The 17,016-nt window shown below is 70.3% G+C and carries 14 protein-coding genes; 5 read left to right on the top strand and 9 right to left on the bottom strand.

Going from position 1 to position 17,016, the window contains the following annotated elements; translation table 11 throughout:
• Window positions 1–361 precede the first annotated feature (361 nt).
• Window positions 362–586 (top strand): type II toxin-antitoxin system VapB family antitoxin, encoded by a 225-nt coding sequence (locus tag AB0O34_RS26970; protein WP_363919933.1) that lies wholly within the window; start codon window positions 362–364, stop codon window positions 584–586.
• On the top strand, window positions 583–984 hold the full coding sequence (locus AB0O34_RS26965; RefSeq protein ID WP_363919931.1) for a PIN domain nuclease: 402 nt from the start codon (window positions 583–585) through the stop codon (window positions 982–984). Before AB0O34_RS26970 ends, AB0O34_RS26965 begins: the two co-directional genes overlap by 4 nt.
• A gap of 127 nt (window positions 985–1,111) precedes the next feature.
• Here the strand turns inward: AB0O34_RS26965 and AB0O34_RS26960 are convergent, their stop codons facing one another.
• The 3 genes from AB0O34_RS26960 to AB0O34_RS26950 all read right to left on the bottom strand — a co-directional run bounded on the left by AB0O34_RS26960 (window position 1,112) and on the right by AB0O34_RS26950 (window position 4,831).
• The gene (locus tag AB0O34_RS26960) at window positions 1,112–2,863 is read right to left on the bottom strand and encodes a hypothetical protein (protein ID WP_363919929.1); all 1,752 of its coding nucleotides are present in this window, start codon (window positions 2,861–2,863) and stop codon (window positions 1,112–1,114) included.
• A gap of 96 nt (window positions 2,864–2,959) precedes the next feature.
• Window positions 2,960–3,883, bottom strand: a complete 924-nt coding sequence (locus AB0O34_RS26955; protein WP_363919927.1) for a sugar kinase — start codon at window positions 3,881–3,883, stop codon at window positions 2,960–2,962.
• Window positions 3,884–4,831: a pseudouridine-5'-phosphate glycosidase gene (locus AB0O34_RS26950; RefSeq protein ID WP_363919925.1), complete on the bottom strand. Its 948-nt coding sequence runs from the start codon at window positions 4,829–4,831 to the stop codon at window positions 3,884–3,886. It abuts the gene before it with no gap.
• Window positions 4,832–4,926: 95 nt separating this feature from the next.
• Here AB0O34_RS26950 and AB0O34_RS26945 point away from each other — a divergent pair, with 95 nt between their 5' ends.
• The 3 genes from AB0O34_RS26945 (at window position 4,927) to AB0O34_RS26935 (ending at window position 7,809) form a co-directional block, all read left to right on the top strand.
• Entirely contained in the window at window positions 4,927–6,465 is a 1,539-nt protein-coding gene (locus AB0O34_RS26945) for an NAD(P)/FAD-dependent oxidoreductase (protein WP_363919923.1), read from the top strand.
• Between the two features lie 124 nt (window positions 6,466–6,589).
• Window positions 6,590–7,006, top strand: coding sequence for a ferritin-like domain-containing protein (locus tag AB0O34_RS26940; protein ID WP_363919921.1), 417 nt, complete (start codon window positions 6,590–6,592; stop codon window positions 7,004–7,006).
• 152 nt (window positions 7,007–7,158) lie between these two features.
• A complete protein-coding gene (locus AB0O34_RS26935) occupies window positions 7,159–7,809 on the top strand; it encodes a TetR/AcrR family transcriptional regulator (protein WP_363919919.1) in 651 nt (216 codons plus the stop codon).
• A 310-nt stretch (window positions 7,810–8,119) separates the two neighbouring features.
• On the opposite strand, the gene AB0O34_RS26930 is transcribed toward AB0O34_RS26935, so the two are convergent.
• The 6 genes from AB0O34_RS26930 to AB0O34_RS26905 form a co-directional block, all read right to left on the bottom strand.
• On the bottom strand, window positions 8,120–8,905 hold the full coding sequence (locus tag AB0O34_RS26930) for an oxidoreductase (RefSeq protein WP_363919917.1): 786 nt from the start codon (window positions 8,903–8,905) through the stop codon (window positions 8,120–8,122).
• 67 nt (window positions 8,906–8,972) lie between these two features.
• On the bottom strand, window positions 8,973–9,782 hold the full coding sequence (locus AB0O34_RS26925; RefSeq protein ID WP_363919915.1) for an alpha/beta hydrolase: 810 nt from the start codon (window positions 9,780–9,782) through the stop codon (window positions 8,973–8,975).
• Window positions 9,783–9,793: 11 nt separating this feature from the next.
• Window positions 9,794–10,558, bottom strand: a complete 765-nt coding sequence (locus AB0O34_RS26920) for an alpha/beta hydrolase (protein WP_363919913.1) — start codon at window positions 10,556–10,558, stop codon at window positions 9,794–9,796.
• A gap of 84 nt (window positions 10,559–10,642) precedes the next feature.
• A complete protein-coding gene (locus AB0O34_RS26915; protein ID WP_363919911.1) occupies window positions 10,643–13,639 on the bottom strand; it encodes an AAA family ATPase in 2,997 nt (998 codons plus the stop codon).
• A gap of 124 nt (window positions 13,640–13,763) precedes the next feature.
• Window positions 13,764–14,444, bottom strand: coding sequence for an alpha/beta hydrolase (locus AB0O34_RS26910; protein WP_363919909.1), 681 nt, complete (start codon window positions 14,442–14,444; stop codon window positions 13,764–13,766).
• Between the two features lie 114 nt (window positions 14,445–14,558).
• Window positions 14,559–16,781 (bottom strand): helix-turn-helix domain-containing protein, encoded by a 2,223-nt coding sequence (locus AB0O34_RS26905; RefSeq protein ID WP_363919907.1) that lies wholly within the window; start codon window positions 16,779–16,781, stop codon window positions 14,559–14,561.
• Window positions 16,782–17,016: the final 235 nt, after the last annotated feature.

Genomic DNA, 17,016 nt, shown 5'->3' with positions numbered 1-17,016 from the left:
GGGCTTGCGGAGAGATGAAACGCCTGTGGAGCCGGTGTAAGACCTCAAGGGGAGTTCTCCCGGCGGGCGACTGGCGACGAAGCAGGAACCCCCGCGGGTGACCGTGGGGAATCCCCCTCGTTTACGAGGGGGAGGATGTCAAGTACGTGAACCAGACGCTTTCGCCCCGTAGGCGGGCTTGGCGCACCGTCGTCGAAACGCACGCCGATCTTCTCACTTCGCAACAGCCGGAGTTCCTCCTTGTGGCCGCCGCCCCCCTGCATCTTGACGAAGCCGCAGACCTCTTGGAGCGGCGAGCCCACTGGAGATCGATGCCGGTTGATATACTAATCTCCATTCATATATACGGAGAGGCGAGATCATGACCAAGACCCTGATCGACCTTGACGACGAGGCCTTGGCAGAGGCCGCGAAGTTGCTCGGCACCTCCTCCAAGAAAGACACCGTCAACGCTGCCCTACGCGAGATCGTCGACCGACGCAGACGGGCAGCGGCTGTGGCGCGCATGCGTGAGATGGTGGCCGAGGGAGAGATCGACTTCTCGGGCATCGAGCAGGACGCCAGCACACAGCAGGCCGTGGCGTGACGGAGCTCTATCTCGTAGATACCAGCGCCTTGATCCGCTTCTACCGCGGTCAGGTTGGTACAGAATGGGATCAGACCGTCTCTGCCGGGCTTGTCGGAATCTGTGAGCCGGTCAAGCAGGAGTATCTCCGAGCTGTCGGCGGCCGACCAGCCTTCTACGAAGCAGACAGTCTGCTCCAGGAGACCTTCCCCTACTACGTCCTCCCCGAATCGGCATGGGACGAGACAGGCGAGTTGCAGCGCGACCTCGCAGACAAGGGGTGGCATCAATCCGCATCTCCGGTCGACCTCCTCGTAGCGGTAGTCGCACGACATCACAAGCTCACCGTCCTGCATGCGGACAACGACTTCGAGACCATCTCCCGCCTAACGGGGCAGCCGATGCGCCGGATCAGTTGACTGCGTTCACCCCACCGTGGAGGCCCGCCCTTCAGCGCCCTGAAGTACGAGTCCGCTGGAACGTACTACCGCAAGGTGCTCAAGGCGGAGCAACCGCCCGTGGCCCCGTAGACGACGCCCGGACGCCTCAGGAAGTGAGCTGGGCGTCCAGGCGGTAGCCGTCCACGGTGACGTAGATCGCGTCGCCCGGCCGGGCGTTGAGCCGCATCAGCACCGGCTGGAGCGAGTCGAACACCGGCTGGCGGTCGCGCCAGACCAGCACGACGGCGTTGTCCCCGGGCCCGGTGACCGACAGCAGCGTGCCGGGGCGCATGCCGAGCTGCGTGGCGTACCCCTCGGGCACGGGCACCGGCTCGCCGCGCAGGTGCTCGCTGGTCACGTCGATGCGCTGCCAGCGGCGCGGGTCGGAGGCGGGGCTCGGCAGCGGCGGCGCGTGCGTCGCGGCGCGCGGCTCGGGCACCAGGTGCGGCCGGGGAGGCCCGGACAGCGCGGTGAGCGCCGCCAGGGCCGTCTGGGCGTCGGGCAGGTTGTCCGCCACGGACGGGACCGGCAGCCCTCCGCGCATCTGGTGGCCGTTGGCACCGGGCGTGCGGCGGGGGAGCGGGGTGAAGCCGTTGGTGGCAGGCGGCTCCTGCTGCCGGGTCATCGCCCGGGGCAGGGCGTCGATCCAGGCCTGGGCCGAGTGGGCGCGGATGCCGACCTGGGCCAGCAGCTCCGCGGCGTCCTCTCCGGAGGTCTTGTCGCCCAGCAGCTGGGCCGTCCGCTCGCGCAGCCTGACGAGGTCGCCGACGACGAGCCAGCCGTCCTGGAGGCGGCGGTCGCGCATGAGCGCGACCAGCACGCGCCACAGGGGCGTGCCGAGCGAGGGGACCTCGATGGGGTGCGCGGGGTCGGCCCCGATGAGCTGGTCCTCGGTGGCGGCGACGCCGAGCCACTCGGTGAGGCGGAACAGGTGCCCGGTCACCGCGGTCGACTCGGGGGAGCGCAGCCACTGCAGCACGCGCTCCTCGGCGGCCCGCTGTGCCTGCGAGAGCACGTCGCGGTCGACGTGCAGGTCGTGGGCGAGGGTGCGGAGGCTGATCGGCTCCTCGGCGAACAGCCGCTCGGTGGCGACGGCCCGCTCCAGCGGCGTCCACTCGCGGAACACCGCGTCCACGAGCCTCACGAGCGGGTTGTCGGAAACCAGGGGCGGCGGGGCGGCGGGGGCCGGCGCCTCACGGAACGGGCCCGGTGCCTGCGGGACGCCGTCCACCGGGGGCTGCGCCGGGTGCGGGCCCGTGCGGGGGGCACCGGGCTGGGTGGGATGGGGACCTGTCGGCGGCGCGAGGCGGGGGCCGCCCGCCTGCGCCGGGTGGGGGCCCGTATGCGCCGTGGCGGGCGGGGCCGGCTGCGGCAGGGCGAGCTGCGGGGGCGCGAGCTGTGGGGGGACGGGACCGGGGACCTGCGGCGCGATCGCCGGGACCCGGCCGAGGATCTCCCGGAACATGGCAGTGATGATCACTTCGGGTGACGCGGGGACCGTGGGCAGCCGCAGGTCGGCGGCGGTGAGCCTGCGCAGGCGCTGCCATCCGCCCATGCCGCTGATCGCCGAGCGCGCGGGCTCGGGCCAGCCCGGAAGCCCCGGATCCACCACGTGGACCTGGAGCGCGGGCAGCACGTCCATCAGCGCCAGGTGGTCCCAGCGGCTGACCGCCAGCCGTGAGAGCCTGTCGCAGAGCCAGTCGACACCGGTCGTGCCGAGAGCACGACTGAGAGCGACCGAAGCCCACCAGCCGCTCGGAAGCCGGGGGTCGGCGAGCACTTCGGCGATCTGCTGAGGGCGGCTCCAGCGCAGGGCCGGCACCAGATCACTCAGACAGATCATTGAATCGGCGTCCATCGGCTGACCGCATCCTCCCGAGTGTGACGCATGTTGCTAATGGTGCAGCTTACGCCGGAGGCTATCAATTAGCGCCATCTAGGGAGAACATAGCCGCTAGCCGATCCCGGAGCCTGTAACCGAGTGGACACCGCTCGCAGACCCCGGCCTGCCGCCCAGCCGGGTGACCGCCTCCGCGCCCGCCAAACAGCCCGCTTCCAGCGCTGACTCCGGAGAGTCACCCAGTTGCAGAGCGCTGAGGAATCCCGCGGCGAAGGCGTCCCCGGCACCCGTCGAGTCCACCGCCCGGGTGGTCACCGCGGGCGCCCGGTGGACCACCCGGCCCCCCGCCGTCAGCAGCGCTCCGCCCCGTCCGAGCTTCACCGCGGCCATGCCGTACCGGGTGCTCAGCGCCGCCGCCGCGTCCTCGACGCGGGTCTCGCCGGTGAGGAGCAGCGCCTCGTCGCGGTTGGGGATGATGATCGTCGCGGTGGCCGTCTCGCGGAGGAATCTCTCCGGGCCGAAATCCCGCAGAAATCCCGTCGAGGCCGGATCCACGCTGATCCGTACCTCCCGTGCCAGGGCGGCCCGTACGGCGAGCCGGACCAGTTCGAGGCCCGGCTCGGCGAACAGCGTGTATCCGGAGACGTGCAGGTGGCTCACGCCGTCGAGCAGGTCCTCGTCCCAGTCACCGGGCCCGATGCGCCCGCCCGCGCCCCGGTTGGTCAGCATCGTCCGCTCGCCGGTCACGTCGACCATCGCGATCACGACGGCGGTGGGATGGGCCGGGTCCACCTGTACGTGCGGCCGGACGCCCGCCGCGCGCAGCTCGGCGATGTGCCAGGGGCCGGTGTCGTACCCGGCTCGCGTCAGGATCCGCGCGTCCGCGCCAAGGTGGGCGGCCCAGGAGGCGGTGTTCGCCCCTGAGCCGCCCGGGCGTACGACGATGTCGGCGGCGGTGTCGGTGCCGGTCGCGACCGGCGCGTGGTGCAGCGCGACCACATCGGTGACGACGTCACCGATGACCAGCAGACCACTCACTCAGCTCTCCACCGAGGGCGACGAGGCCCACTCGGCGGCGATCCGCCCGGCCAGGCGGGTGTTGCCGCGCACGGCGGCCAGGTTGGCCTCCAGCGAGGCCCCGCCGGTGCCCCTGACCAGGAAGTCGAGCAGGAAGGGAGTGATCGCCTGCCCGGTGATCCCCTCGCGGCCGGCGGCGGCGAGGGCCTCGGCCAGCACGCGGTCGTGGAGCTCGGGGTCGAGCTGCTCGGTCACCGGCACCGGGTTGGCCACGATCAGGGCCGTCTCCGGCCCGCCCAGGCCGTCCTGCGCCCGCATGACGGCGGCGGCCTCGGCGGGGGTCTCAAGGCGCCAGTCGACGGCCAGCCCGGAGGTGTGGAGGTAGAAGCCGGGGAACTCATTCGTGCGGTAGCCGGCCACGCTCACGCCCCGGGTCTCCAGCCGCTGGAGGGTGGCGGGCACGTCGAGGATCGACTTCACGCCCGCGCAGACGATGGTGATCCGCGTCCTTGAGAGCATGTCGAGGTCGGCGGACTCGTCCTGGTCGGCCGTCCACTCGCGGTGCACGCCGCCGAGGCCGCCCGTGGCGAACACCCGGATCCCCGCGCGGGCCGCGAGGAAAGCGGTGGCCGAGACGGTGGTGGCACCGCTGGCCGACAGCGCGGCGGCGGCGGGCAGGTCGCGGAAGCCCAGCTTGCGCAGGCCGGGCTCGGTGGCGACGCGCTCCAGCATGCCCTTGTCGAGGCCGACGCGGGCAACTCCGTCGAGCACGGCGATGGTCGCGGGCACGGCTCCGGCCTCGCGGACCAGCTCCTCCAGCTCGATCGCCACCTGCAGGTTGCGGGGCTGGGGCAGGCCGTGCGAGATGATCGTGGTTTCGAGCGCGACCACGGGCGCGCCCGTGGCGAGGGCCTCGGTGACTTCCTCGGATGTCTGGATGATCGCCTTGCCGGGGCCGGTCATGTGCATGCTCGCTCTGGGTCCTCTCCGTATGTACGCTCCAGGGGGATTGTTCCCCTGATGTGCCGTCTCACCGTACTGTCCGGGTTAGGAGACCCTTTGTCATGCCCCGTTCGCATTACGACGCCGTCATCGCGGGTGCCGGACACAACGGCCTGGTCGCCGCCGCCTACCTCGCGCGCGCGGGACGCCGAGTGCTGGTGCTGGAGCGACTTTCCCACGTGGGTGGTCTCGCCGTGTCCGCCCAGGCCTTCCCCGGGGTCGAGGCGCGGCTCTCGCGTTACTCGTACCTGGTCAGCCTGCTGCCGGGCAAGGTGGTCTCCGATCTCGGAGTGAAGCTGGAACTGCGGCGCAGGCGCTACGCCTCGTACACGCCCGTGGGCGACACCGGGCTGCTCGTGGACAACGGCGACGCCGAGCGGACCGCCGCCTCCTTCGCCGCCGTGACCGGCGGGCCCGGCGACCTCGCGGCCTGGAACCGGTTCTACGGGCAGACGGCCCGGGTCGCCGAGCGGGTGGCGCCGACCCTGCTCGAACCCCTGCGCGACCGTACGGCGCTGCGCGAGGTGGTGGCGGACGGCGAGGCCTGGCGCGACCTGTTCGAGCGGCCGATCGGCGAGGTGGCCAGGGAGCGGTTCGGTGACGACACGGTGCGGGGCGTGGTGCTGACGGACGCCCTGATCGGCACCTTCGCCGACCCGGACGAGGACCTGCTGGCCAACCGCTGCTTCCTCTACCACGTGGTCGGCGACGGGACCGGGGACTGGAACGTGCCGGTCGGGGGCATGGGCGCGGTCAGCGGCGCGCTCGCCGAGGCGGCGCGGCGCGGCGGCGCGGAGATCCGCACGGGCATGGAGGTGCTGTCGATCGACCCGGGCGGGGAGGTCGTGTTCCGCGACGCCGAGGGCGCCGAGCACACCGTCACCGGCGATCACCTGCTGGTCAACACGCCGCCCGCCGTCATGGCGAGGCTGCTCGGCCGGGCGCAGGAGCCGCCGGAGGGCGCCCAGCTCAAGATCAACATGGTGCTGTCGCGCCTGCCCCGCCTGAAGGACGGCTCGGTGGACCCGGTCGAGGCGTTCAGCGGCACGTTCCACATCAACGAGGGCCGTGACCAGCTCGCGCTCGCGTACGAGCAGGCAGTCGCGGGGGTGATCCCCGAGCTGCCCCCGGCGGAGGTGTACTGCCACTCGCTGACCGACTCCTCGATCCTCGGGGCCTCGCTCCGGGAGGCCGGGGCCCAGACGATGACGCTGTTCGGCCTGCACATGCCCGCTCGCCTTTTCCGGAAAAATCCGGAAAAGGCGAGGAGTGAGGCGCTGGCGGCCACGCTGGCCTCGATCAACAGCGTGCTGGCCGAGCCCATCGAGGACTGCCTGCTGCGCGCCCCCGACGGGTCGTACTGCCTGGAGGCGAAGACCCCCGTGGACCTGGAGAACGAGGCCGGGCTCCCCGGAGGCCACATCTTCCACCGCGACCTGGCCTGGCCGTTCGCCGAGGACCCCGCCGACACCGGCCGCTGGGGCGTCGAGACCGAGCACGAGCGCATCCTGCTGTGCGGGGCGGGCGCCCGGCGCGGGGGCGGCGTGAGCGGCATCCCCGGCCACAACGCGGCCATGGCCGTCCTCGGCGGAAGCTCTTAACGGCCGCCCTGGCCGGCTCCCGCGAACGCCGGCGGCGGCTCATCGCCGACGCCGGCGGAGTCGCATTGTCATGGCGATAGGGGGTAGGAGGGCATCTCTACAGGCAACGGAAGGATGATCAAGCGTGGACCAGCACAGTTTCATCGCCCTCCTCAACGAGGATCTGGAGAGCGAGTACCGCTCGATCGTGCAGTACGCGCAGCACACCGCCACGGTCAAGGGGCCGGAGTACCAGAGCATCATCGAGGAGCTCAAGGCCCACCTGGGCCAGGAGCTGGAGCACGCGACGACGCTGGCCGGGCAGATCGCGTTCCTCGGTGGCATCCCGTCCGTCTCGGTGCCCGAGATCCCGAGCGTGCCCGACGGCGCCGCCGCGCTCCAACTCGACCTGGAGCTCGAAGAGACCCAGCTCCAGCGCTACCGCGAGCGGGTCAGCCAGGCCGTGGAACTCGGACTCCCCGACGTCGCCGAAGCCCTGCGCCCGCTGCTCCAGCAGACCCAGGACCACGTCATGGACCTCCAGGGCGCCCTGGGCAAGTAGGCGACCAACCCGGCAAAGCCTCACGCGGCCGCTCCTCCTCCGTATCGCCCACGTGCCAGGGGGAGTGGCGTGTGGTGGGTTCAGAAGTGCCCGGTTTGACTGAATCGCCAGTAAGCCGCGGGGGTGGGGGGCGCTCGGGTAGGATTCAGGCCGTGCGCAGTGCGGATGGTACAGCCGAGGGGACACGCGGCAGCCGGGCCGACCAGGCGGATCAGCGCCGGGCCGAGTTGCTGGAGGCCGCGCGGAGGGTGGTGCTCGAGCGAGGCATCTCGAGCACCAGGGTCGCCGACATCGCCAAGGCGACGAATGTCAGTGGCGGGCTGATCCACTACCACTTCGCCACCAAGGACGAGCTGATCACCGCGATGCTGCGGACGACCATCGACACCGAGGTCGCCCGGCTCAAGGAGCTGGTCCGGGGCTCCGGTCCCGCCGTCGACCGTCTCGACCGCGTCCTCCGGTTCTACATCCCGCGATCACGGACCGATCAGAGCTGGATCCTGTGGATCGACGCCTTCGCGGCGGGCCTTCGCGAGGCGGTCGTCCAGCACATCCTGCTGGAGCTGGAGACTGCGTGGATCGGCTCGGTCGAGCAGGTCATCCAGGCCGGTGTCGACTCGGGCGAGTTCACCTGCGACGACCCGCACGGCGCCGCCGAGCGCCTCGACAGCATGCTCGACGGGATGATCATCCGGTACACGCTGCATCCCTCCGTGCTGTCGCGCAAGCGGCTCCTTGAGCACGCGCGCATCGCCGCGGCCCGCGAGGTCGGCGTCGACCGCTCCGCCTTCCCTGGCTCCTAGCGAAACGGCGGCGCCACGATTCCCGGCAGCGGTACCTCAACCTCACCGACAACCGGCTGGACGAGCTGCCCGAGAGCCTCGGCGGCCCGGCCGCGCTCACGGAGCTCAGGCTGTACAACAACCTTCCATCGTCGGTTCAGCGGGGACGGCGGCGCTGGACGGGGTCGGCTTCGGCGGTGACGCGGGCGGAGGTCCCTTCGCCGAGGCGGACGTAGCGGCCGAGGCTGGCCAGGTGCTGGTGGCGGGACTTGGCCTGCAGTTCGGGCGCGGTGCGCCCGGCTTGGGCCAGATGCTGCGGAAGGCGGGAGGTTCACAGGGTTTTGGTAAGTCCTCCATCGACGACGAAGTCACTGCCGGTGACGTTCCCCGCCCGGTCGCTGGACAGAAGCAGTACCAGGTCAGCGATCTCGTGTGGGTGAGTGAACCTGCCGGTCTCGGCTTGGGCGGCGGTCTGCTTGGCCACCGCTTCCGGGTCAGCGCCGCTCGCGCGGGCAACGGTCGCGGCGACGCCTTCGTCTCCGAGCCACAGGTCCGTGGCGACCGGGCCAGGACTGATGGTGTTGACTCGGATGCCGTGGGCCCCGACCTCTTTCGACAGGGCTTTGGAGAAGTTGGTGAGGGCGGCTTTGGCGGCGCTGTAGTCGATCACTGCCGGGTCGGGCAGGAAGGCGTTGACCGAACTGATCGTAACGACGTTGCCGTGCCCGGCCGCGAGCATGGTCGGCAGCGCGGCGCGGGTGGTGCGTATCGCCGCCATCAGGTTGAGCGTCAGGCTGTGCAGCCATTGTTCGTCGGTGACGTTCAGGAACCCTGTCAGGCGCGGCGCGACCGCGCCGACGTTGTTGACCAGGATGTCGAGGCGTCCGTGTGCCAGCGCGGCGGCGATGAGGTGGGCTGGGCCCGCGGTGGTGGCGAGATCGACCTCGATCGCCTGCACACTTCCCCTTCCGCCCAGTTCTTTCAGTTCAGGTGTGCTTCGGCGTGATCCGGCGACGACGTGGACGCCCTCCTCGGCCAGGGCCTGGGTGATGGCCAGTCCGATTCCCTTGCTGGCACCGGTCACCACCGCGACCTTGCCCTGCAGTCTCAAGTCCATGGCATCCCTTTCTGCGGCACAGTCCGCAGCGTTGACCGGTGATGGCGATCAACGCTGCGGATCGCTTTCAGCTCGTCTGTAGGTCGTTCCTGGTAAGCCAGGTCAGGCAGGCGTCGGCGACCTCACGCCAGCCGTGGTCGATGGTCAGGGAGTGGCCGCGGTCGGGGAACTCCTGGAAGTCGGTGATCGCGGTGGAGTCCCGGTACTGCTTGAGGGTCGCCTTGGTGACGGTCTCGGGGACAGTGTGGTCCTTGCCGCCGGCGATCAGGAGCAGCGGTCCCCGGGCGTTGTTGCCGGTGTCGACCTTGGCGGGTGAGTGGGGGGAGAAGTTGGCGGCGGCGGCCTCGAACAGCGGCTTGCCCGGCGCGGGGATGGTCCAGCGTTCGTACAGGTCGGCGGCCTCCTGAGCCGGGATGGCGTTGCCGAATGCGTAGGTGAACTGGTCGAGGGTGAGGGAGACGGCCCGGTGCTTGTTGGCCGGGTTCTTGAACACCGGCAGGGTCGAGCGCAGCGCCGACAGCGGCAGCGGCAGCACCCCCTTGATCTGTGCGGCGTCGATCGCGATCGCGGCTCTGGCCAGGTCCTGCCCGAGCAGCTTCTCGGCGATCATGCCGCCGAAGGAGTGGCCGATCAGGATCGGCTTGACGTCCAGAGCGTTGATGATCTCCGTGTAGTGGGCGACGACGTCGTCGATGCCGTGGTCGGCGATGCTGTCGGGGTCTTTTCTGGACAGTTCGACGCTTTCGCTGTCGCCCGGCCAGCCGGGGGCCATCGCGTCGTAGCCGGCGGCCGTGAACAGCTCGGTCCAGGAGGACCAGGAGGTGGCGTGTAGCCACAGGCCGTGGATGAAGATGACGGGAGTGGTCGGTGCGGTCATCGGTTGCTCCTCTATGCCGGATGGGTGTGCTTGACCGCCTGGGTCGCGGTCGCGGCGGTGCGGATGTGGCCGGCCACGGCTGCCGGTTGCGACAACGCGATCGCGTGTGAGGCGTCGACCTCGATGGTGTCGGACCCGGCGCGCTGGGCCATGAAACGCTGGGCGGCGGGATGGATCGCCTGGTCGGCGGTCGCCACGACGTACCAGGACGGCAGGGTCTTCCAGCTCGCGGCGGGAGAGCTCTCCTCGAACGCGACAGCCGCGATGGGGCGCTGCGCGGCGGCCGCCACCGAGGTGAGGCGCTCGGGCAGGTCGGCGGCGAACACCGCAGGAAACTGGCCGTCCTTAAGGTACAGCTCCACGGCCTCCTCTCCATCGCCTGTGCGGAAGACGGCCGACCGCAGCGCCGGGCCCAGCAGGCTGTCGGGGAAGCGGCCCGTGACGTCCAGCACGCTCTCCCCTGCCTCCAGGGCGAAAGCGGTCACGTAGACCAGCCCGACCACGTTGCCCAGCTGGGCTGCGGCCAGGGTGATGACCACACCGCCGTAGGAGTGGCCCACCAGCAGGACCGGGCCGTCGATCGCGGCGACGACGCCGGCGAGGTAGGCGGCGTCGGTGGCCGGTCCGCGCAGCGGGTTGGCCGCCGCGGTCACGGGGATCCCGGAGGCCTGGAGCTCGGCGATCACGCCCGTCCAGCTCGAGGCGTCCGTGAAGGCGCCGTGGACCAGCACGACGGTCGGCGTGCTGCCGTTTTTGAAGGATCTCCCTGTGGCCATGGCCTCACCGTAGGAATCCCTCTGCGCGCCTCGCGAGCGTCACATGACTGCGTCACCGAGCGTCACCCGAGCGAAGCAGTGAGGTCAGGCTGATACGCGCAGGGCTGTGCTCAACGCCGATCGCGAGGTGATCCCCAGCTTGGGGAAGATCCTGTAGAGGTGGGAGCTGACGGTTCGATGGGACAGGTAGAGCTTCTCGCCGATCTCCCGGTTCGTCAGGCCATCGGCCGCCATCTGGGCGATCTGGAGTTCCTGCGCGGTCAGCACGTCGCGCGCTTCACTGCTGCGACTGCGGCTGCTCTCGCCGGAGGCCCGCAACTCCTGGCGCGCTCGCTCGCTCCAGGGGATCACCCCCAAAGCGTCGAACGTCTCGCGAGCCATGCGCAAGGGCGCCCGCGACTCGGCCGTACGCCGCTGGCGCCGCAGCCATTCACCGTACGCCAGCTGCACCCGGGCCCGCACGAAGGGCCATCGCCGCAGGTCGGCCCCGAGCGCGGCATCGAAGAAGGGCTCTGCTGCCGCCTCATCGGCCAGGACGGCCCGGGCGTAGCGCAGGTCAGCGTGCAAGGACGGCGACGGTGTGGTGAGCGCCACCGTCTCCAGTTCCTCGATGATGCCGGCGACCGCGCGGCTTTGACCGCTGTGCACCGCGGCGTCTGCGAGTTCGGCGATGGAAAAGCAGCGTAGCGCCAGGTGGAAGGCCGGATCGGCGGGATCGTGCATCCGTCGCAGATGGTCAAAGGCGTCGGCGTAACGTCCCTCGCCCAGCGCGGCGAGCCCACGCGCATGCTGCACCGTGGCCAGCACGGGGCGGGCTCCGATGGGCAGGGCCACCTGCTCGGCCGCCACCGCGAGGCTCTCCACGCGATCCTGTTCGCCGCGTAGCGCGGCGAGCACCGCGCCAGATGCCTGAGCGATGGCGTGCATCAGCGGCTGGGATGTCTCGTGCGCCAGACGGGCGGCCTCCTCGGCCGCGGGAATGGCCACGCTCAGGTCGGCCAGCCGGGCCGCGCTCCATGCCTGTGCGCCGAGGTCTCGTGCCAGGAGGCTGAGCCGGCCCTGCGCGCGCAGGGCCGGCAGCGACGCGGCGCAGAATTCCTCTGACAGGTCGAACGCCCCCACCATCAACGCCGAACTGCCGAGCAGGCGGGCCGCCAGCCGATCGCCGGTCGGGTGGGCGGCCAGATGGCGTAATCGCTCGATCACGACCTTGCCACGCTCGATGGGAGCCGCGAACGCCAAGATCGTCAGCAACCGCCCGTCCAGATCGTCGACGGGCAGGCCCTCGGCCACGGTGACGACGCGTTGCCGCGACCGCTCGTCAGCATGAGCCCAGAAACAGCGCAAGGACGCAGTGGACAGGAGTTTCAGCGCGAGATCGACGTCTCCCTGCGCCGCCATGCTCTCGGCGAGGTCGGCCAGTGAGTGCGCTGCCGCGCTGTCGTCACGGATGCCGTCCTCGAAGCTCTCGCGGATCCACACGATACGGGCCCGCTGCTGGGCCGACAGCTGAAGCCGCTCGCCTTCGCCCAGCAGTCGCACGACGATATCGCGCCGTCCCATCTCAGCCGCGTACTCGGCGGCCCGCACCAGCCGTTCACACCGGTGAGCGGGATTCTCGCTGAGCCTGACCGCGTGCTCCAGCGCCGCGACGGCCGACAACAGGTCGCCCCGACCTCGCACGGCCTTGGCCGTAGTCTCCAGCTCGACGGCGATGCTCTCATCCGGCCTGGGGGTGGATGCCGCGCGGTGCCAAAGGCGACGGTCCGGCCGGCCGGTGAGGACATCGGCCAATGCGGCGTGCACCGCGTGCCGCTGGGAGATGCTCGCCCCCTGGTAGATCGCCGAGCGCATGAGCGGGTGCCGGAACGACACTCCGGCTTCGTGCACGTCGACCAGTCGCACGGTGACAGCGGGCGCCAGATCGTCTGCCGTGACCGGGACACCGGTGATCAGCGCAGTGGCGTCGAGGGTCTCGGAAACGGCGGTGCTGTCGTTGAGCGCGGCCACCAGCAGCATGGTCCGAAGGGTCGACGGCAATCCCGACATGCGGGCGGTGAAGGTCTGTTCCAGCCGGGTAGTCAGCGGGAGCCACCCCGGCGGCAGGGGCCTTCTCCCGTCCTGCGTTTCCGCGGCGATCGGCAGTTCGACCAGGGCCAACGGGTTTCCCGCAGCCTCCCGCAGCAACCGTGTGCGCACCGCCGGCGCCAGGGTGGGGCTGCAGGCGTCCAGCAAGGCGGTCGCGGCGGTGTCATCGAGCCGATCGAGGAGCAACTCCTGCAGCCCGGCCCCGTCAAGGGGACTTTGGAAACCGTCGTGTATCGCGGCCAGGAGCACGATCGGTTCGGAGTCCAGCCGTCGCGCGACGAACGCGAGCACATCGGCGCTGGAGCGGTCCAGCCAGTGAGCGTCCTCGACAAGGAGCAGGACGGGCGAGCGGGCGGCGGCCTCGCCCAGGAGGTTCAGCGCCGCCAAGGCGATGAGGAACGGGGCCGGCATCCGGGCGCCGGCCAACCCGAATACCGCTTCCAGCGCGTCGCGCTGCGGGGCGGGCAGTTGCCCGATCTCGGTACGAAGCGGAAGCAGCACCTGATGCAGACCGGCGAAGGGCATGTGCGTCTCTGACTCCACACCCACCGTCCGCAAGATGCGCATGCCACGCGCGGCCGCGATCCCCGCCGTGTCCAGCAACAGGGCCGACTTCCCGATCCCCGCCTCGCCGCGCACCAGCATCGCCCCACCGCTCATGCGGACGCCCTCCACGACATCGCCGAGCCGCCGCTGTTCGGACTCCCGCCCGAAAAGTGATCTTATTGGCTGGTCTGCAGGCATATGAAGACATGGTCGCCTGCTCTCGGGGTCTCGTCCAGCGAACGTGGCCTCCGGGTAGGAGCGGACCGGTGAGCCGTGGTTACCGTCACGTCTGTTGACAGATCGCTTCTGACCAGGCCGGTCTCGCGCTGTTGCCGAATCTGCGAGCGTGGCGTTCCTGCGGTCGGATGTCGCGCCTTCTTCGGGGGCGGCGGTGATGAGGGTGCCGCCGGGGATGAGCATCATGCCTTCGTCGGGAACGTGGGTCATGAGGATTCCGGCCTTTCACTGATGCGCTCAGTTCTGCGGGTGCGCGTGTTCTGGGCGGCTCGCGGGCGGCGCCTCAACTTGGTGGACCTGTCCGGTCGGATGTGACCGATATCCGGGGCGGACGTCAGGCGGCGGCCTCGCGGATGAGGTGGGCGACAGCGGCCGGCTGGGAGACGTAGACGGCGTGGCTGCCGATGACCTCGACGACCTTCGCTCCGGCGCGCGCGGCCATCATGCGCTGGGCGGGCGGCGGGATCATCCGGTCCTGGGTCGCGACGAGGTACCAGCTGGGCCTGTGCCGCCAGGCCGGTTCGGTGACCAGCCCGTCGAGGGCGTGCACGCCCCACGGGACTTGGGAGTCGGCCATGAACGTGGCCACCTGGTCGGGCAGGTCGGCGGCGAACGAGGCGGCGAACTTGTCGCGGTCAAGTAAGAGGAAACCCTCCCTGGGAAGGAGAATGGGCGGCACCGGCACGCCGGGCGGCGGGGCGGCGGTGAGGGTGCCGACCGATTCGTTCTGGTCGGGGGCGAACGCGGCGATGTACACCAGCGACGTGACGTTGGGGTGAGTGCCGGCCTCGCTGATGACGGCCCCGCCGTAGGAGTGGCCGATCAGGACGGCCGGGCCGTCGAGGCGGTCCAGGACCCGGCGGGTCACGGCGGCGTCATCCTCCAGCGACAGCGTCGGGTTCTGCACGATGTAGACGCGGAATCCGTCCCTGGTCAGCTCGTCGTAGACGCCCTGCCAGCCGGATCCGTCCACGAAGCCACCATGCACGAGCACGATGTTCCTGATGGTGGTCATGGTCGCTCCTGAGCTGAATGGACAGGCCCGGCGCCTGTCCCGGTGCACTCCATCCAAGTCGCGCGCACGTGGCCCGGCCACGCAGAACAGGACGCAGAAGTAGCGCGGAAACCGTCAGGGCGCGGCGTTCGCCAGGTCGCGGCAGCGGCTGCTCGCCTCAGTGTCGCCAATGGCCTCGTACACCTCGGCCGCCTGCGCGTAGGTACGGCGGCTCTCGCCGGTCCGGTCCTCGTCGGCCAGCAAGGCCGCCAGTGTCTCCAGGGAGCGCGCTTGCGGGACGGGCAACTGAGTCTGCTCCATGAGGCTGATCGCCTCGGTGAGCTTGGTGATCGCTTCGGCCCGGTGGCCGAGCAGTCCCAGACATTCGCCGACGCGGGCCAGCGCGATCGGCCGGGTGAACGCCGCGACGCTCGGCGTCATCCCCGAGCGGTCGTCGTTCAGCAGGGCCAACAAGTCGAGGTACTGTTCCAGTGCCTTGTCGTACTGTCCGGCATCGCGAAGGCAGGTGCCGAGACACTGGCAGTACCGATCGATGTCGCCGTTGGCCTTGTGTATCTCCGCCGCCTGGGTTTCCGACGCAATGGCCTCATCGAGCCGCCCGAGCCGTCGAAGCGCGCCCCCCGCATGGTGGTGGGCCAAGGCGATCTGCGCCGTGGCACCACTGCGGGTTGCCAGGTCCATCGCCTGGGCTGTGTAGCGCAGTGTGGTCTCCAGGTCCTCTCGCGGCACCAGATGGACCCAGGCCAGCATGTTCAGCTGCGCGGCCTGCCGAGCCGGATCGCCCAGGACAGCGGCCGCCTCGACACCGAGGGTGAAGACCTCATACCAGTGCGGCGCGTGCATCCACTGGTCGGAGAACCAGTCCATCGACTCGGCGCAGCCGAGGACGGCGGCGAACCGGCCAAGGCTCGCCGCGTGACGTAACGCGCCCAGCCAGTTGTCCGCATTCACGCGCAGCCAGTGGTCGGCCTCCTCGGGGGAGGACAGGTCGGCGAGGTCGGGGTCAGGCCGGTCGGGACGGCCGTACATGGGCTCGAACCACCGCCCGGCGGTCGTGGCCATCCGCAGCAGCCACGACGCCATCGTCACGGTGAGCGCGTCGCGCTCGGCCGCGGTTTCCTCCTCCCGAAGCCGGTCGCGGGCGAACAGCCGGACCAGGTCGTGGAAGCGGTAACGTCCCAACGTGCTGTCCTGCAGCAGACCGAGGTCGACGAGTTCGTCGAGGGCGTCCCACGCCCCCTCGATCGACGTGCCGCCCACCACGGCGGCTAGAGCGGCGTCGAAGCTGCGACCCGGCACCAGGGCGAGCCGGCGAAAGGCCCGCCGCGTCGAGTCGGCCAGCTGCTCGTAGGACAACCCGAACGCGGTGGCGATCTTCAGATCGCCGGCGCTCAGCTGGTCCAGGCGGCGCTCCTCGTTCGTCAACCGGGCGGCGAGGTCGGCGGCGTTCCAGCCGGGCCGGCTGACCAACCGATTTCCGGTGATCCGCAGCGCGAGGGGCAGACCGCCACACAGCTGCGCGAGCTGCCAGACGGCCGATCCTTCGTCCGATGCGCCGCGGTCTTTCAGAATTCCGGTCAGCAGTTCGGTGGCCTCCAGCAGGGGCAAGGGCCCGAGGCCGAGTCTGCGCACTCCTTCCAGAGCGGCCAGCAAGCGGCGACTGGTCACCAGGGCCTTGCCCGCGCCGCCGCCCGGCAGCAGCGGCCGGACCTGCTCCTCGGAGGCGGCGTTGTCGAGCACGATCAGTACGCGCCGATCACGCAGCAAGGACCGGTACAAGGACGCACGCCCGGCGACATCGCCCGGGATCTGGTGATCCGCGATACCGAGCGCGCGAAGGAGCATACCCAGCGCCTCATCGACAGGCAGTGGCTGCGCAGACATACCGAACAGGTCGAGAAAGAACACCCCATGAGGGAATTCCGGCCGCAGCGCGTGGGCGGCGACGACGCTCAGCGTGGTCTTGCCCAGCCCCGCAGAGCCGGTGATGAGCCGCACGCCCGCGGTGCCCGGCGCGTCCCCGGCGCGTAAGAGCTCGCTGGTCCAAGCCAGTTCCGCGGCTCGGCCGGTAAAATCGTCGACCGATCGCGGCAGCTCGCACAGCCCGGTCGGTCGGGCCCAGTGATCGCGCAGGCGGCCCTCACGCGCCAGCTCGACGAGCTGCTTGCGGTCGGCGTCCGCCAGGCCGAGGGCGTCGGCCAGCGCGGTGACGGTCCGATGCTGAGGGCCCTTGCTGCGTCCGCGTTCCATGTCCGACAGCGTCCGGCCACTGACCCCCGAGGCCTCGGCAAGCTGCTCCAACGTCAGACGAGCCGCATGCCGATGGCGACGCAGCACCTCCGCGAAGCTGGGTGGAGTCGTGATCGAGTGCTCCTTCTCCGCGATCTAGTGGAGATCACCCAAAGCTTACGGGAAAGACCGGTGGTAGCGGCCTTGGTCATCGGTCACGGGCACGCTCGCCCTGCGCAGATCGGCGGCACGAGACGCTCGCATCAAGCCCGCTCCGAACGATGTTCACGACGCGGTCCAGGACAGTCACCTGCTGTGGCGTGCCCGGCCACAACCGCCGGGG

The organism is Sphaerisporangium sp. NPDC088356, from assembly GCF_040685555.1.
In the GTDB taxonomy this organism is placed as follows: domain Bacteria; phylum Actinomycetota; class Actinomycetes; order Streptosporangiales; family Streptosporangiaceae; genus Sphaerisporangium.
Note: the sequence above shows the minus strand (reverse complement) of the source record. Positions and strands in the feature narration are given on the sequence as shown.

Coding starts and splice junctions, on each gene's coding strand:
- AB0O34_RS26925 (WP_363919915.1), bottom strand. CDS start 9,782: ATGACCGCACCGACCACTCCCGTCATCTTCATCCACGGCCTGTGGCTA.
- AB0O34_RS26920 (WP_363919913.1), bottom strand. CDS start 10,558: ATGGCCACAGGGAGATCCTTCAAAAACGGCAGCACGCCGACCGTCGTG.
- AB0O34_RS26915 (WP_363919911.1), bottom strand. CDS start 13,639: ATGACCCACGTTCCCGACGAAGGCATGATGCTCATCCCCGGCGGCACC.
- AB0O34_RS26910 (WP_363919909.1), bottom strand. CDS start 14,444: ATGACCACCATCAGGAACATCGTGCTCGTGCATGGTGGCTTCGTGGAC.
- AB0O34_RS26950 (WP_363919925.1), bottom strand. CDS start 4,831: ATGCACATGACCGGCCCCGGCAAGGCGATCATCCAGACATCCGAGGAA.
- AB0O34_RS26970 (WP_363919933.1), top strand. CDS start 362: ATGACCAAGACCCTGATCGACCTTGACGACGAGGCCTTGGCAGAGGCC.
- AB0O34_RS26930 (WP_363919917.1), bottom strand. CDS start 8,905: ATGGACTTGAGACTGCAGGGCAAGGTCGCGGTGGTGACCGGTGCCAGC.
- AB0O34_RS26960 (WP_363919929.1), bottom strand. CDS start 2,863: ATGGACGCCGATTCAATGATCTGTCTGAGTGATCTGGTGCCGGCCCTG.
- AB0O34_RS26945 (WP_363919923.1), top strand. CDS start 4,927: ATGCCCCGTTCGCATTACGACGCCGTCATCGCGGGTGCCGGACACAAC.